At 39.4% G+C, this 15,359-nt stretch carries 11 protein-coding genes and 1 tRNA gene; 8 read left to right on the top strand and 4 right to left on the bottom strand.

Annotation, left to right across the window (positions count from 1 at the left end; genetic code table 11):
* The first annotated feature begins 154 nt into the window (after window positions 1-154).
* On the top strand, window positions 155-724 hold the full coding sequence (locus tag DEM91_RS03225; protein ID WP_195253784.1) for an L-threonylcarbamoyladenylate synthase: 570 nt from the start codon (window positions 155-157) through the stop codon (window positions 722-724).
* Between the two features lie 144 nt (window positions 725-868).
* Window positions 869-2,644, top strand: coding sequence for a chloride channel protein (locus tag DEM91_RS03220; protein WP_195253783.1), 1,776 nt, complete (start codon window positions 869-871; stop codon window positions 2,642-2,644).
* A 78-nt stretch (window positions 2,645-2,722) separates the two neighbouring features.
* Here the strand turns inward: DEM91_RS03220 and DEM91_RS03215 are convergent.
* From DEM91_RS03215 to DEM91_RS03200, 4 genes are all read right to left on the bottom strand, one after another.
* Window positions 2,723-2,795, bottom strand: a tRNA-Phe gene (locus tag DEM91_RS03215).
* 198 nt (window positions 2,796-2,993) lie between these two features.
* The gene (locus tag DEM91_RS03210) at window positions 2,994-3,596 is read right to left on the bottom strand and encodes an AbgT family transporter (RefSeq protein WP_249857976.1); all 603 of its coding nucleotides are present in this window, start codon (window positions 3,594-3,596) and stop codon (window positions 2,994-2,996) included.
* Window positions 3,586-4,311 (bottom strand): DUF5932 domain-containing protein, encoded by a 726-nt coding sequence (locus tag DEM91_RS03205; RefSeq protein WP_008121916.1) that lies wholly within the window; start codon window positions 4,309-4,311, stop codon window positions 3,586-3,588. The genes DEM91_RS03210 and DEM91_RS03205 overlap by 11 nt, the downstream gene beginning before the upstream one ends.
* Entirely contained in the window at window positions 4,287-7,847 is a 3,561-nt protein-coding gene (locus DEM91_RS03200) for a DUF5112 domain-containing protein (protein ID WP_249857975.1), read from the bottom strand. The genes DEM91_RS03205 and DEM91_RS03200 overlap by 25 nt, the downstream gene beginning before the upstream one ends.
* Window positions 7,848-8,004: 157 nt before the next feature.
* On the opposite strand from DEM91_RS03200, the gene DEM91_RS03195 reads away from it, so the two are divergent.
* From DEM91_RS03195 to DEM91_RS03170, 6 genes are all read left to right on the top strand, one after another.
* The gene (locus tag DEM91_RS03195) at window positions 8,005-9,069 is read left to right on the top strand and encodes a LacI family DNA-binding transcriptional regulator (RefSeq protein WP_249857974.1); all 1,065 of its coding nucleotides are present in this window, start codon (window positions 8,005-8,007) and stop codon (window positions 9,067-9,069) included.
* 33 nt (window positions 9,070-9,102) lie between these two features.
* Window positions 9,103-9,912, top strand: coding sequence for a hypothetical protein (locus DEM91_RS03190; protein ID WP_249857973.1), 810 nt, complete (start codon window positions 9,103-9,105; stop codon window positions 9,910-9,912).
* An 804-nt stretch (window positions 9,913-10,716) separates the two neighbouring features.
* Window positions 10,717-10,911 carry a hypothetical protein gene (locus DEM91_RS03185; RefSeq protein WP_195252797.1) on the top strand — a complete coding sequence of 65 codons (195 nt, stop codon included), beginning with the start codon at window positions 10,717-10,719 and terminating at the stop codon, window positions 10,909-10,911.
* A 114-nt stretch (window positions 10,912-11,025) separates the two neighbouring features.
* Window positions 11,026-11,868: a GLPGLI family protein gene (locus tag DEM91_RS03180; RefSeq protein WP_195252798.1), complete on the top strand. Its 843-nt coding sequence runs from the start codon at window positions 11,026-11,028 to the stop codon at window positions 11,866-11,868.
* A 41-nt stretch (window positions 11,869-11,909) separates the two neighbouring features.
* Complete coding sequence (locus DEM91_RS03175) at window positions 11,910-14,423, top strand: carboxypeptidase regulatory-like domain-containing protein (protein ID WP_195252799.1); 2,514 nt, start codon at window positions 11,910-11,912, stop codon at window positions 14,421-14,423.
* 205 nt (window positions 14,424-14,628) lie between these two features.
* Window positions 14,629-15,342 carry a glycoside hydrolase family 25 protein gene (locus tag DEM91_RS03170; RefSeq protein WP_195252800.1) on the top strand — a complete coding sequence of 238 codons (714 nt, stop codon included), beginning with the start codon at window positions 14,629-14,631 and terminating at the stop codon, window positions 15,340-15,342.
* Window positions 15,343-15,359: the final 17 nt, after the last annotated feature.

Raw genomic sequence — 15,359 nt, 5'->3', positions numbered from 1 at the left:
TTCAAAGCTTGCAATGTGTACAAGTCATATACCAACGTATAGGACATAAATGATTATCATTCATAGAGATACAATGCTAATCACTTCGCTATAAAAAGCTCCACAGCGAAACAACTCGAATAAAAATATAAGAGAGTTGGGAGAAAAGAAAACGATGAATCAACAAGAAGATATAAAAAACGCAATTGAAGTAATGAAGCAAGGGGGAGTAATCCTCTACCCTACTGATACCGTTTGGGGAATTGGTTGCGATGCAACGAATGCGGAAGCAGTCGCAAAAGTGTACAAAATCAAGAAGCGAGATGACTCTAAGGCACTCATCTGTTTGGTAGATTCGGATGCCCGACTACAACGATATGTCAGAAATGTTCCCAATGTAGCATGGGACATCTTGGACATTGCCACTAAGCCCACCACAATTATCCTCGATGGTGCTAAAAACTTAGCCCCTAACTTAATAGCAGAAGATGGAAGCATCGCACTACGCATTACCAAAGAACCATTTTCTCATGAACTATGCTACCGATTCCAAAAAGCATTGGTAAGCACCAGTGCGAACATTAGTGGCGAACCTCCTGCTGCTAACTATAATGATATTAGCCAAGAACTCCTTGATACGGTGGACTACGTCTGTTTCTCACGCAGGCAGGAACACAAACCTCATACGCCCAGTAGCATCATCAAACTGAAAGAAGACGGCGAGGTAACGATTATTAGGAAATAGAAAGCTAACTATTCTTCCTGATGTTTAGATACTATTTCAATTAGCAAAAGAAACATAGATAGCGGAAGTTAATCGCATAGAACATTTGTAAAAAGAAACAGGAAGGGTCACTCACCTATTCTGGCTATCCTTAAAAGAACGTACATGCTCATTAATGAGATAAACAATTGGCGCAAAGAGCATCTGACCACTCGTCAGATAACAGTTGTCTTATCTTTCTTTATTGGCATCTTCGCTTCTGTAGCGGCTTACGTGCTGCATTTCATCATTCGACAGATACAGTACCTTCTTACTGCACGATTTGACACAGACACCTTCAACTGGCTTTATTTGGTATTTCCCGCTATCGGTATTTATATCACTACCCTCTTTGTGCGTTATATCGTGAAAGACAACATTTCACACGGTATCACGCAAGTGCTCTATGCCATATCTACAAAGAAATCACGCTTGAAAGTGCATAACTGCTGGTCATCAGTTATTGCATCTGCTATCACCATTGGGTTTGGAGGTTCGGTAGGAGCCGAGGCCCCTATCGTACTGACTGGTTCTGCGATAGGCAGCAACTTAGGGCGATTGTTTAAGATGGACAACAAGACCCTCATGCTGTTAGTGGGATGCGGTGCTGCCGCTGCCATTGCAGGCATCTTTAAGGCTCCCATAGCTGGTTTAGTATTCACGCTTGAAGTACTGATGGTAGACCTGAGTATGGCTTCTTTGCTGCCTATTCTCACCTCATGCGTAACTGCAACTGTCTTTACCTATATCTTCACGGGCAACAGGGCTTTGTTCGATTTTACCTTAGATAGTGCCTGGAACATTGAGCGCATTCCAGCCAGTATCTTGTTGGGACTTTTCTGCGGGATAGCAAGCTTATATTTTATTCGCATGATGACTAAATGTGAAGGAGTATTTGCGCGACTTCAGCATCACCCTTATGCCAAACTGATGTTAGGTGGAGTCTTACTTAGCTCGCTTATCTTTTTATTTCCTTCTCTTTATGGTGAAGGCTACGATTCGCTGAATATTCTTTTAAATGGAAGAACGGAAGCCGACTGGGATGCTGTCATGAACAATTCACTGTTTTCAGGGCATGCCGAGTTATTGGTACTCTATATCAGTTTGGTATTGCTCACCAAGATTTTTGCCACGTCGGCAACCAATGGTGCGGGCGGTGTAGGTGGAACTTTTGCACCTTCCTTGTTTGTGGGAGGCTTCGGAGGATTCTTATTTGCACGAGTTTGGAACATGAACCAAATTGGCGTGTATATTCCAGAAAAGAATTTTACCTTGCTTGGTATGGCAGGTGTCATGGCAGGTGTCATGCACGCTCCCTTGACGGGTGTCTTCTTAATTGCAGAACTTACAGGCGGTTATGACTTGTTTTTACCATTGATTATGGTCAGCATCGTTTCGGTGATGGCTATCAGTATTTTTGAACCGCACAGCATATATGCCATGCGACTGGCGAGACAAGGTCGCTTGGTGACTCACCACACAGACCGCTCCGTGCTAACATTAATGAGTTTGGATAGTGTTATTGATAAAAACTTTACCGCAGTAGAACCAGAAATGCCATTAGGCGAGTTGGTCAATGCGATTAGTAAAAGCCACACAAGTTTTATACCAGTGGTAGATACCGCAGGCGTCTTGGTGGGAATCATCGACATCAACAAGATTAGACATGTGATGTTCCGCACTGAGCTTTATCATCGATTTACGGTGAGTCAAATTTTAATTCCCCCTCAGGCTACTTTAGGTATTCATGACTCTATGGAAGAAGTAATGGAGAAATTTGACAAAACCAATGCCAACTACCTCCCCATTGTAGATGTCAATGACCATTTAACGGGATTTGTAGACCGCACACGTCTTTATTCTATGTATCGGAAGACCGTTGCAGACTTCTCTGCAGAATAAAGAGTTCCCCATCCTTATCCTATTGGCACAAAAAAAATCCTGAACAACTTGTCAGGATTTCTATTTTTTGCTTTTAAGTGGTACCACCAGGAATCGAACCGGGGACACAAGGATTTTCAGTCCTTTGCTCTACCAACTGAGCTATGGCACCATTTCTTTTTTGCGATTGCAAAGGTAAGTATAAAATATAAAACGACAAAATATTACTTATAAAAAAATGTGCATTTAGATTTCGTTAACATTTTTCCAGCACTACAGTAATCATTTGCTCATACAATAAATGAGTGTAAGAAACTCATGACTCAAGAGTCTCTCCCCTTTTCCAACTCTCTTGCACCATGAAAAGCTGTCAAGTAACGACTACAAACAAAATGGAATAATAAAGTTGTATCACGAAGACGTAAATAACTAACCATGGTGAAATGGCGATGATGCCTGATGTCAAAGAGTTGAATATATCAGTTAGCGAACTAAAAGATGCATTGATTAATCCATAGGTAATTGAAAATAGCGTCAACAGAAAACAGACAAAAGGGATAAGACTCCTCGAAAAACTGCTTGGGAAAAGTTCGCCCGTGACGCTTAACAAAATGGCTTGCGGCAAGAAAGTCATCAAAAATAAGACGATAGCAAAGAAAATAAGTTCTGCCACTACCACCTTCAAAGCAAATCGCTGACGATAAGAAATATTTGAGAAATACATAATAGCCCTTGACAATCCACTTGACTGCAAAGCACCATAAGTCATTCCTGCTAAGACAAGCCATACCAAGAGAGGAGAGGCTAAATTCGAAGTATATTGACCCAAAAACCATCTTATCCCCTCGCTACTTAACATGGAACGTACGGGTAATGTTGGAAACATGACCGTGACAAACCAAGAGCCAAGTATGACTAATATTTGTAATATGATGAAGATAAAGATGGAGCTGGCAAAAGTCTTATGTTTCATCTGGTTGCAAGTTATCTATGTCGAGTATTCTTAGTTCAATGGCTCTCACTACCAATCGTGTAGCATTGATGCCAACCCCTTGATTTCCGTCAGGGAACAGTTTTTGTATTAATTCACTTTGCCGTTTTTCCAAACTCTTTACACCAAAAGGCATACCCCGAAGATTAGTGATTTGCTCCTTGGTGTAGCCCAAAGCCAAATGTCTTAAGAAGCGTTCATCATATTCATCAATCTCGTAATTGATGAAAGCTTCTTGTTTCATAAGTTCGTTATTAACGGTATGCTTAAATCTGTCAACTATTTTTTCTAATATCGGCTGATTGAAAACCATCCGTTTACCGCTCATCACACTTGCCACATCACCGCGCGTAAGCAGTTCGCCGCTTTTTAGAATAATACCGTCACAGCCTGCATCCAACACATCTACCCATAACTTTTCATTCAAAATCTCGCCCGTAAAAATTAGCACTTTCACCTGTGGATACATGGCTTTCGTTTGACGGCAAATCTCTACGCCAACCGTAGTAGAACCAGCCAAACCGAGATCAAGCAGCACCAACTCGGGAATTTCCTTCTTGATGAGTTGCCAATATGCTTGCTCGTTAGCAGCTGTGCCTATAATTTCGGCTTCCGGGATTTCATTCTTGAAAATACCTTCTGTACCCTTTAGTTCCAAGGGTACATCTTCCACTATGATAATTTTAAATTTTTCCATGTTTGGTTTGTTATTGTTATTAATATGTGTACATATCCATCTGCAAGTCTCCGAGCTTCAATCCCACAGGCACGTGCATTGGTTGCCTCTCCTAACTCTCTGATAATTTGTCGACACAACCAAAACTGCATATCGTGAGTGTCTGGCGTAAACAAAGCTGAAAGGGCTTCATCGGAGAGCTGAAGATTTTGCATCGTCAAATCAATGAAGGTGTAGGTTTCATCTCGTTGATGAATTTGCATGATAGGCTTTGCTTTATTCTGTTGTTGAAGCATATCAAAGAGATATTGCAGAAGATCATCATCCACCCTTGAAGTGTTATCAACTTGGCGCATGGCTTGTGCGCTTAGTATTTTGAACAAATCTCTATAATAGGTAGAAATCTCTTTTAATGGTGCCAAATTTTCATCCTTTTTTTCTACTAACAATTTTATTTTCGAAGGATAATACATTGTTTCGTGCTTGAGGGTCGACAAACAATTATCCAACACGCTGTTACTGATGTACAACTGTGAATTTTCGTAATCGTTGCGATGCAAGTCGTCTTCCAATATTTCCATTTGATGAACTTGCACCTCTTCTGTTTGAATGCGTTGCTTGAGTGCACTCTGAATTTGGGCGACAATGGCATTGAGACGTGAAAACTGCGGATTGAAGATTTGTTTGTTAGAAGCCCAAAGCTCATTTATCTTTGCCAACTTATTCTTTGCACTGTCTTCACCCAACAGCACTTGATTGATATTGTCAATTTTATGAACGCAGAATTGGTAATATATTCGATGTCGATAATACAAGAAATAATAAGCTGGGAAAATAAGAAGGAATATGAACGAAAGCAATGCTATGGCAATATTTTTGTTACTCTCCGACTTTTGCATCATCTTGACATAGGTACTTAACGTATTATCGGCGCTTCGTTCGCGAAACAATTGGATATAAACTTGATTGTTGTAGGAGTATAAGTTCCAATATTTTAAGCCCAATGCTGCCACTGCTACCTCATTGCGCATGGACAGAATGAGATTGTATGGCATTGAAACATGCTGGTGCAACCATTGTATCTCTGCTGGCAATGCCGTACTGCCAGTGATGAGTACCATGGTGTCTGCTTTTTGAGGATATTGTGCTAAATACATCTTATTCAGATAAGAAATGCAACTATCCGCATAAATCAGTGTTTTGTGAAATGTTCGGTTAATATTACTTTGATAAACACTGTCTGCAAAAGCACTTGCCATGCTTGCGGCATCTTTGTTTATCTTCATAGAGGCATTACCATGACTTGGCGAATGTGCAGAAGTCACCAATTGTTTTGCAAACAATGGCATCGCTAATTGGCTACCCAAAAGAGCGACTGTCAATAGGAGTCTGACCACCCCTTTGGGCAACCTAAAGAGAAACTTACTCCCCTTTTGATATTCACTTTCTGCCTGAATGGTACAAACGTCAAAGATTTTACTGATTTTCTTATATCGGTCTATAATTCCTTTACAGTTCATCAGCCCAAATCCATGACTAATACGATTACTGTGTTTCTGCAAAGATGCACTATCGGGCGCTGCACTATCAACGATAGGTTTGTGATCGAATAACTGTTGAAGTTGTTCGGAAGTCATGCCTATTCCCGTGTCTTCTACCACAATTTCCACAAAATCGCGCTCATTGTTGGCATAAACTCTCACCTTCCCTCCAGACGGAGTGAATTTACGAGCATTGTCACACAGGGTGTTCAACATAAACAGGGTAAGCGTCTTGTCTGCTTTCACCACAGCATCGGTGTCTTGAATATTAAACTCTATGCCTTTCAAGCTGAAACTCATTCGATTACGTCTCAATATATCAAGCAAATCTTGAAGTGGAAAACTTTCTATTTTCAAACTCAAATAACCTTTCCTAAGTTGAATCCAATTCGTTAAAACTGCATTATATTGATTGATTTGGTCGGTCAGCTCGGCAATATAGGTATATCGCTCTGCTCGGATTTGGGAATTTTCTTGTCTATCACACAAGCGATGCACTTCATGTAATATTCTATCAATTAACGGAAGAACAATTTGAACCAACGACAATTTGGCGCGTTGTTCTAAATTGCGTCTTTTATTTTGCGATAGACGAACCTCTGTCATCTCTTTTCTTTCCTCCATCTCTTCATACCGCTCTTGATAAGTGGATAAAAACTTTTCATTTTCAACCTTCCACTCCTCTAACGGTTCCAACAGTTTCTCAAGAACAGATGTGCGCTTCTCATTGCGTTTTCGCATCCAGTCAAACATCCATAAGAGAAAGCTAACGAAAACAATCATCAGGACAATGGCTACAATCATTTGATTGAGTATGCGCAGTGATTGGTTCAACTGTTCGGCACGTGCTTCCAACTGTCGGTCTTGTCTGGTTCCTTCTTGTATGTCAAGATATAAATTTCTGTTGTAGTCACTTTTCTGTTTGTCATTCATCGCCGAATACACCAATGATAGCTGTTCACGAATAGAAGCCACCAAATCAGGCGCTTGAAGAATGGCTTGATTTGTATTCAAGGCATTTGTCAAACAGATTAGAGCAGAGGGATAGTCGTGCAATTCCCAATAGCATTGTGCCAATGTTCGATAGGCACCCGCTGTTTGATAAACGTCATCGTATTTCTTAAATTTATCTAAGGCACGCTGTGCAAGATGTCCTGCCAAGAGAGAGTCTGGCATGTGATAGGGATTGAGATATTGGAACGACGGCAGATTATCATGTATGAGCTTGTCGCGGTATTTTTTACGTTGCAATCGTTCACTAATAGCTTGAAGAGAATTGGCTTCCCAATAGGGATAGTGAAATTGTTTTGATAATTGATAGCATCTGATTAAATAATCGAACTCGGCTTGGTTAATTTCTTCACGAGTACCATTCAGAATGACACCTCCTGCACCAACATTATACAAATAGTTCAACAGTTGGGTCGTATCTCGCGTGATATCCCCATTGACATCAATGACGTTGATTGCTTCCACAGATTCATTTTCCAACCCCACATAATAGAAATAGGTGGAATTGGTAATATTAAATTCACTTTCAGCGTAAATCATTCTCAGCTCTTGATGGTCTGACAGATTTGCACTCTCTTCTTTTATACGCTTAAATCGTCTTATTGCTCTTTCCCGATAAACGTAAAAGTTCTTATTTTCTGAACATCTTTGACACAATCGCATCATTTGTACATCGGCAATCAATTGCTCTATTTGATTGTTTGTGTTCTGAAAGATAAGCGACAAGAGCGAATCGGCTTGCTGGTATTGCATTTTTGCGAGACTGACAAAGGCTAAATTGTTCAGCGCTTCTGCATAATCTCCACTTCGGGTCTTTGAAAGTTTCAAGGCTTTCTGTGCATAAAACGTGGTACTATCGAGATTTCTATACCTGAAGGCGTAAGCCTTTTCATTCAGCGCCACCACCTCAGTATGGTTAGGAGCCGAACATGATACTACAGTTACACAGCACCAAAAGAACAATAGTATCAAGGCAGGATATGTCGGTAGTTTTTTTATGAACATAGATAGGTTACAGAAATTCAGTCAGACAAAGATAACTAAATTCATTTTGAAAACACACAAATAGGTATTAAAAAAGTCTGTTCTCAATAAAATAACAGGCTGTGTCTTCTAACAATATAAGTTTTATTTGTATTTTTGCAGCATATATAAGCGTATTATGGCAGCAAAGATTAGAATTAAGGATATTGCGTTAAGGGCAGCTGTATCAGTAGGCACTGTTGATAGAGTGTTGCACAATCGGCCGAATGTGTCCAAGGTGGCAAGGGAAAAGGTAGAGCAGGCGTTGAAGGAAATGGACTATCAACCCAACATGTACGCAAGTGCTTTGGCTTACAACAAGTCGTACACTTTTTTTCTCCTCATACCTCAGCATGAATTTGAAGCCTATTGGGAAGAAATAGAAGAAGGTGCAAAAAGGGCAATTGAAATTAGACGTGATTTTTATTTAGAACTAAAGATATTCAATTACGAACGTTCAGATGAGCAATCTTTTCTTCAAGTAGCTGCAAAATGTATTGAGCAACAACCCGATGGCGTCATTGTGGTGCCGTCAACATTGGAGGTCACTCGACAGTTCACAGACCAATTACACGATCAAAAAATTCCGTTTGTGATGTTAGACTCCTATATGCCCGACCTCAATCCGTTATCTTTCTTTGGGCAAGATTCTTTCCGAAGTGGATATTTTTCCGCCAGAGTCTTGATGCTCATTGCCACTAAGGAGAAAGAGATAGCGATTATGAAACGTATAAAAGGCGGCAAAGTGAGTACTAAACAGCAAGCCAATCGTGAAGTTGGTTTTAGACATTATATGTATGATCATTTCCCCGAAATCAATATCCTCGAAATGGAACTACCTATGGCCGCCACACGCAAGGAGTATGATGAAATAATAGAACACTTTTTTGAGCTACATCCTGAAGTGCACCATTGCATCACATTTGGTTCAAAAGCCCACATTGTCGGTGATTACTTGTTAAGGAAGAATAGGCGTGACATTCAAATCATGGGCTATGACATGGTAGAAAAGAATGCAAAATGTTTACAACAAGGAAGTATCTCGTTCTTGATAGCACAACATGCTTATCAACAGGGTTATAGCTGTATTGAAACACTTTTCAGGGCTATCGTACTCAAAAAGAAAGTTGAACCCGTTAATTACATGCCCATCGAACTGTTGACTAAAGAGAACATGGATTTCTATCGTCGAACACAGTTGTAAATCATCAGTACACTCCTACTTGAATCATTCTTTATGGATATTATCAAACGTAATTTCTTTCGACTTTTAAGGTCTGGCGCATTGAATGAATACGTTACGTTAGAACCAATGTCCAACTTTAAGTGGAGACGCCTCTTTCAGCTTTTAGAATCACAAAAAGTCGAATCCATCGCACTGAAAGGTATTAAGAATCACCAATACGACACAAATATTCACATACCCGAACAGCTGATTCAAGCCTTAGCAGCGAATACCGTCAAGGAGGAAACCTTAACAAAAGACACCCCACCTACCCTATCCAATCGCTTTTTGAATCGCAAGCTAAATAAGATTCGGCATGACGAGTACCATAGTATTGACACCTCTACGGATACACTCGCATTGTTAGACATTATCTTGTTTAATATCAATCACATTCTGAACTACGGTATCTCTTTAAGAGGTATTTTGGAATTAGGAAAATTTCTACGTACCAGGGGCGACAAAGTAGATTTCGTTAAATTGGAGACATGGCTTAACGCACTTCATATTCAACGCATTGCCCAACTGCAAGGAAGTATTCTGATAGAGGTATTTAATTTCGAGCAAGACGAAATTCCATTTGTTCAAGAGGTGGAACGAAATTCATACGCATTGGCTTTGCGCACGCTAACCCATACTGAAATAGATACCAGTAAAGAATGGCATTTTAGACAATCAAAGGCAGGATTTGTGCAGAATAATAATGTGGTGCTGAAAAGAAATCTCAAGCGCAGCATACGTTATATCAATTATGCTCCCATTGAAACTACCAGTAGCTTTCTCGCAAATTTAGGACGTAGCTTGTCGGAGATAGAAGAATAACAGTTAGGCGAATGAATCGAGAGTAAAATAACTGTCAAAAATCTTAACAAACACCCCTTCATAACTTTAATATTTCTGAACAGGTCTGCCTTCGGCTGTAAATTCGTGAGTTTTGAGCGAGTTTTATAACTCAATATCAGTGAATGCGTTATGGAAATATGCCGAATATGGAAGCGCTTTTTATCACTATTTTTGTCTCAAAAACAGCAAAAAATGCGTGTTGGAACAATGACTTTGTACTTCTATTATAGCTTAGTAGTGCGACAATCTACATACTTTTGTTGCCTTAACTCAATGTTATAACGCAAAAACTGTCTTATTTTGATGAACAAAACGCAAAATCCATCTGCGATTTACTGATTTTCTTTTCTATTTCACAACTTTTCATCGTACGTTTTTTGGTTAATTATATTTACAAAAAGAGTAATTTTGGTGGAGTAACTATTCAACAATAAGGATTAGAGTTTATAGAGAATGAGCGAAATGCAAGAATGAATATATGAAAATTTTGGCAAGTAATATCATTTTGAGCAGTCTACTATAGTAGTAAGCCTGCAAGTTTCTAATATTCAATGTCTATGATTGCTGAATAGTTACGCAAACAGACTAATCGTCCTTAAAATTCTTTAATTTCGAAAATAATATTTAATGTAGGGTTTGGAAAAATCAAAAAATATTTGTATATTTGTCAGCGAACGTCAACAGGCTTTGCCTAATGGCATATTAAAAATTTAAAAACTCCAAGCGATTTAATATTGCTTTGGATAGGTATATTTATTAATTTACATTTAAACCTCAGTAAAAATGAAGAAATTTTTAACTGCCCTTTGTTTGATGATTGGAATAGTTTCAACATCATTTGCTGCTAATTCGGTTCTTTCAACCCCTGTGAATTCTGAAGTTGATAGTGCTCAGAGAAATGACAATCCTGACGCAATTATCCTTATTTTAGATGATAACGGAGTTATTGTTGACATCATTGTAATCAAACAACGCTAATCGTTGTGGAAAATCATGTTCACTCCTAACTTGACATACTCCAAGTTATGAGTGAGCATTTTTATATTTTAGATGGTCTCTTGTAGAGTTGTTCATTTTATTATAATTGATGATATGGCTTATAAAAACATATATATTATTATTTTTGTACTATACAGTTTTACTGTCAATGCGCAAGAACAAGCCAAATATCGTGTTATTTACGATTGTGATGCGCAAATTGTCACAGGGAAAACTAACACTTACAGATGGACGCTCGATATTGGAGATACAACAGCTGTATTCTACAATAAGAACTACAGGCTGTTTGATAGTGAGTTGGCTAAGGTAAAAGCCCAAGGAGGAGCCAATGCAATGATTGCCCAACTCCCTGTTATCGGAGGAAAATACTCACCGAAAAATGACCTTCAGATAATTTTTGGTATGCCTAAAAGGGGAAAATACACTTATTATAAGCAAGTTCTCTCATCTGGTTTGAAATACGAAGACCAAATTCCTTCCATAAAATGGCAATTGATTGACAGTACAAAGATCATCTGCGAATACGAGTGTAGACAAGCGATAGGCAATGTATATGGGCGAACATGGACTGTTTGGTATTCTACAGAATTGCCTCTCAATTATGGACCTTATGTCCTCTGCGGTTTACCTGGGCTTATAATGGCAGCGAAAGATTCTGATGGGTTGTTTGATTTCAACGTCGTTGGTGTAGAAAATGCTCCAGAAAATACTTTGGTTTCAATTTACGAAGAAGGTAAACATCAAAAGTGTTCAAGAAAACGTTTTTTGGAACTGCGCTCAGATTCAGAAGGAATCAACAAAAACCAACTTGTTGATAGAATTCTGAGTCAAAGGGCATCGGGAGAAAAAGTTATAGTCTATACGTTATCTGGTACTGATGCTAAAGACCATGCAGAAATAGAAGTGCCAAAATACAACCATCTTGATAAAGAATAATGTTTAGTTTTTGAGTGAGACAAGCCATACTTTTTATACTTTTGATAACAAGTCTTTCTTTGTTTGCTCAAACCTTTACAGGTAAGGTGACGGACAGAAAAGGTGAACCCTTGGTTGGTGCATCCGTTGTGGTGACAACCGAGAGTAGCTCGACCGCTGCCTATTGTTTGACGAATGCCAAAGGGTTCTACAAACTGAATGTGCCCGAAAAAAAAACTCTCAAGAATGTTTCGATAAGCTACATAGGGTTTCAGAAAAAGACAATGCCTTTCTCGGATTTGAAGGATGGCATGACCATTGTGCTCGTTGAGGGTGATTTCAAGTTGAAAGAGGTGAAGGTAAAAGCCGAGCGTATTCAGAGCACAGGTGATACTCTCACATATTCAGTAGCTGGATTCCGCCAAGGTCAAGACAGAAGTATTGCAGATGTAATAGCAAAGATGCCGGGACTTGAAGTAAAAACGGACGGAAAGGTAGAATATCAAGGAAAACCTATCAGTAAATTCTATATTGAGGGACTTGACTTGATGGGGAGTCAATATGGCGTTGCAAACCAAAATATCTCTGCCGATAAAATAAAGAGTGTGCAAGTCTTGGAGAATCACCAGTCTGTGAAGTCGTTGCGTGGTGTCTCATTTAGTGAGCAAGCAGCTCTCAATCTTGTATTGATGGATGATGCCAAAGCTGTTTGGACGGGCACCACTGACATAGGACTTGGTTATGGTGATGATTTTCTTTACGATTGCCGATTGATGGGGATGCGTTTCAATAAGAAATATCAGACGCTGATGATGTATAAGAACAACAATATTGGCAAACTGCTTGATAACGAAGTAGTCGACCTTGCAGCATTATTAAAAGGAAGAACGGGAACAGAGTCGGGCATACTCTCTATGATGTCAGTCAAGACACCAGCCCTTGTAGAGAATCGCTATACCTTCAATCAGAGCCATCTTATTGCATGCAATTGGCTTTGGAAGACTGGCAAAGAGTCTGAGCTTCGTGTACAAGGTAATGGATTTATTGATAAAACCGATATACAGGACTACAAATCTTCTACCTATCTCACTCTTGCAGACCTGCCTGTCATTGTAGAGGAGCAGAACGTAAGAAATACCAGAAGTGAATGGAAAGGCGAAGTAAACTATCAGTACAATGGTGATAAGAGTTTTATCAAGAATAACCTTAAAGGCTATATTGATTTCAACAAGAGTGTCGGTACAATGATATACAATGGTCAGCAAACCAACATGATGGTCAAGCCGCACAAGCGTAACATTACAGAGGATTTTCAGATGTCGCACACAACAGCAAAGGGCAACGTGTATAATGTTGATAGCTATTGGAGTTATAGTTATCTGCCAGGGCAGTTGCTTACCATTGCAGGAATGACAGAGCGTCTTAACCTTGGCTTTTTCTCTACCCAGAATGACTTTCGTTACAATCTCAAAATAGGTCGTCAATATCTTAATAATGAATTGGGATTCAATTACGACCGTCAAAGTATCGGTGTGTTTATGGGAGACGCAGCGGAGCAGACAAATGTTTATGGCTTTCTACGCATGTATTGGACACCTTCAATGTCGTTCATTTTTGGAAAGCACAAAATGGACATAAAATCAATGATAAGTTATGCTAATCAGTCTTATCGTGATTCGAGAAGTAATCATTTATGGATAGACCCTTTAATTAGCTGGAACTGGAAAGCAACTGTTGTCTCTGAGTTTTCGGCAAGTATTGGCTACAAAAACACGCCACTTATGGGGAAGGGCATCTATGATACTCCCATTTTTACAAGTTACCGCACACAGAGAATAAACCGAGGCGAAACGACTGCCACCTGTTCATATTATGCCACTGCTGCATACAAATATTCCAATCCTGTACTTGGTTTGTTCTTAAATATCCGCCCAACATATAATTGTATATTTGGGAACATCCTTTACGAAAGCACGCTCAATGGAAATGTCTATACAATGACAGCCACAAACAAAGAGTATTCGATGCAGACTGTCGGTGTATCAGGACGCATCAGCAAGACTTTCGGGTGGGCTAAAACACTTATTGGTTTGGGAGCTTCACATAACAGAACGGATTACAGTCTTCTTGTTTCTGATAAGGTGAACGATGCACGAATGAGTATAACAACCGCCACACTTGACTATTCGTTGCGACCAGCAAGAGTTCTTTCTGTTGAGGGAAAATCTGATGTTCACTTCTACAACCAGAAGAATCGAACCAATCCGAGCCTATCATTGGGGAATACTACAGATTGGAAACATCACCTAAATCTGCATGTCTTTCCGGCAAGCAGATGGATGTTGAGCATCAAGAACGAACTCTTTCATACGAACGACAAGAGCATCGGCACAAACTATTTTCTTGACTTTGCCATAAGTTACAAGGTTAAGCAATGGGAATTGTCGCTTACTGCAAACAACATCATAGGCACTTCCGAATTTGAACGCCGTATTCTCGGTAACACGATAGAGTCGTACAGCATTACACGCTTACGCCCAAGGGAAATACTTGTAAAATGGAGCGTGGATTTGTAAACTAAAGAGGTTTTCAAATGTCGTAAAAGTTATATGCAACGGATGTCTTTTTTTTTGTTGATGTTACCATAAACTCTAAAAGATTGATTCATATTTTGCAAAACTACATATCTATGGTACTTTTGGTTGAGTGTTAAATTATAAATATATGCAAAAATCATGATATGACCTAACGCATTGAATTCTTTTTATTAACTTTGCAAGTATGAAAAGAATCGCCACATTATTATTGTTTATCTCTACGGTCATTGTAGCTAACGCTCAATATTCCGATGTACAGTGTGAAGATACGTGTACACACGTACATGGGATTGATTTAAGCCATTATCAAGGCGAAGTGTTTTGGGAGGCTGTTGGAGAAAACACGAAAAATGCGTATGTATATTTGAAGGCAACTGAAGGAGGCGACAACATCGACCCTACCTATCAACTAAATATCCAACTCGCCAATAAGTACGGTCTTAAAGTCGGCTCTTATCACTTCTTTCGTCCCAAAACGAATCTTACATTGCAACTCCAAAATTTTATGACACAATGTAGGCCTAAAGATCAAGACTTGATTCCAATGATTGATATAGAAACGAAAAGCGGACTGTCTACGGAAGCCTTTTGTGACTCTCTTCACAAATTTTTAGGCATGGTAGAAGAGGCTTATCACCAAAAGCCACTTATCTACACGGGAGCAAACTTCTATGATCATTATTTGGTGGGACAGCTTGATAACTATAAAATCATGATTGCTCAATACACAAGTCGCGAACCTGTGCTAAAGGATGGACGAGACATTACCATGTGGCAATACACAGGTAAAGGGCGCATCAATGGCATTAACACATTCGTAGATAAAAGCAGAATGATGGGACGACACGGTTTAAGAGAAATTAGATTTCGTCGTGACACAGGAAGTAAAAGACCTTGAAACGGAAACATTAACTA

It is taken from the genome of Prevotella sp. TCVGH (genome assembly GCF_023522295.1).
GTDB lineage: Bacteria > Bacteroidota > Bacteroidia > Bacteroidales > Bacteroidaceae > Prevotella > Prevotella timonensis.
This window is presented reverse-complemented; position numbering and strand designations above follow the sequence as displayed.

Excerpts from the sequence above, each read along its gene's own strand:
- DEM91_RS03225 (WP_195253784.1), top strand. The coding sequence starts at position 155 with ATGAATCAACAAGAAGATATAAAAAACGCAATTGAAGTAATGAAGCAA.
- DEM91_RS03220 (WP_195253783.1), top strand. The coding sequence starts at position 869 with ATGCTCATTAATGAGATAAACAATTGGCGCAAAGAGCATCTGACCACT.
- DEM91_RS03210 (WP_249857976.1), bottom strand. The coding sequence starts at position 3,596 with ATGAAACATAAGACTTTTGCCAGCTCCATCTTTATCTTCATCATATTA.
- DEM91_RS03205 (WP_008121916.1), bottom strand. The coding sequence starts at position 4,311 with ATGGAAAAATTTAAAATTATCATAGTGGAAGATGTACCCTTGGAACTA.
- DEM91_RS03200 (WP_249857975.1), bottom strand. The coding sequence starts at position 7,847 with ATGTTCATAAAAAAACTACCGACATATCCTGCCTTGATACTATTGTTC.
- DEM91_RS03195 (WP_249857974.1), top strand. The coding sequence starts at position 8,005 with ATGGCAGCAAAGATTAGAATTAAGGATATTGCGTTAAGGGCAGCTGTA.
- DEM91_RS03190 (WP_249857973.1), top strand. The coding sequence starts at position 9,103 with ATGGATATTATCAAACGTAATTTCTTTCGACTTTTAAGGTCTGGCGCA.
- DEM91_RS03185 (WP_195252797.1), top strand. The coding sequence starts at position 10,717 with ATGAAGAAATTTTTAACTGCCCTTTGTTTGATGATTGGAATAGTTTCA.
- DEM91_RS03180 (WP_195252798.1), top strand. The coding sequence starts at position 11,026 with ATGGCTTATAAAAACATATATATTATTATTTTTGTACTATACAGTTTT.
- DEM91_RS03170 (WP_195252800.1), top strand. The coding sequence starts at position 14,629 with ATGAAAAGAATCGCCACATTATTATTGTTTATCTCTACGGTCATTGTA.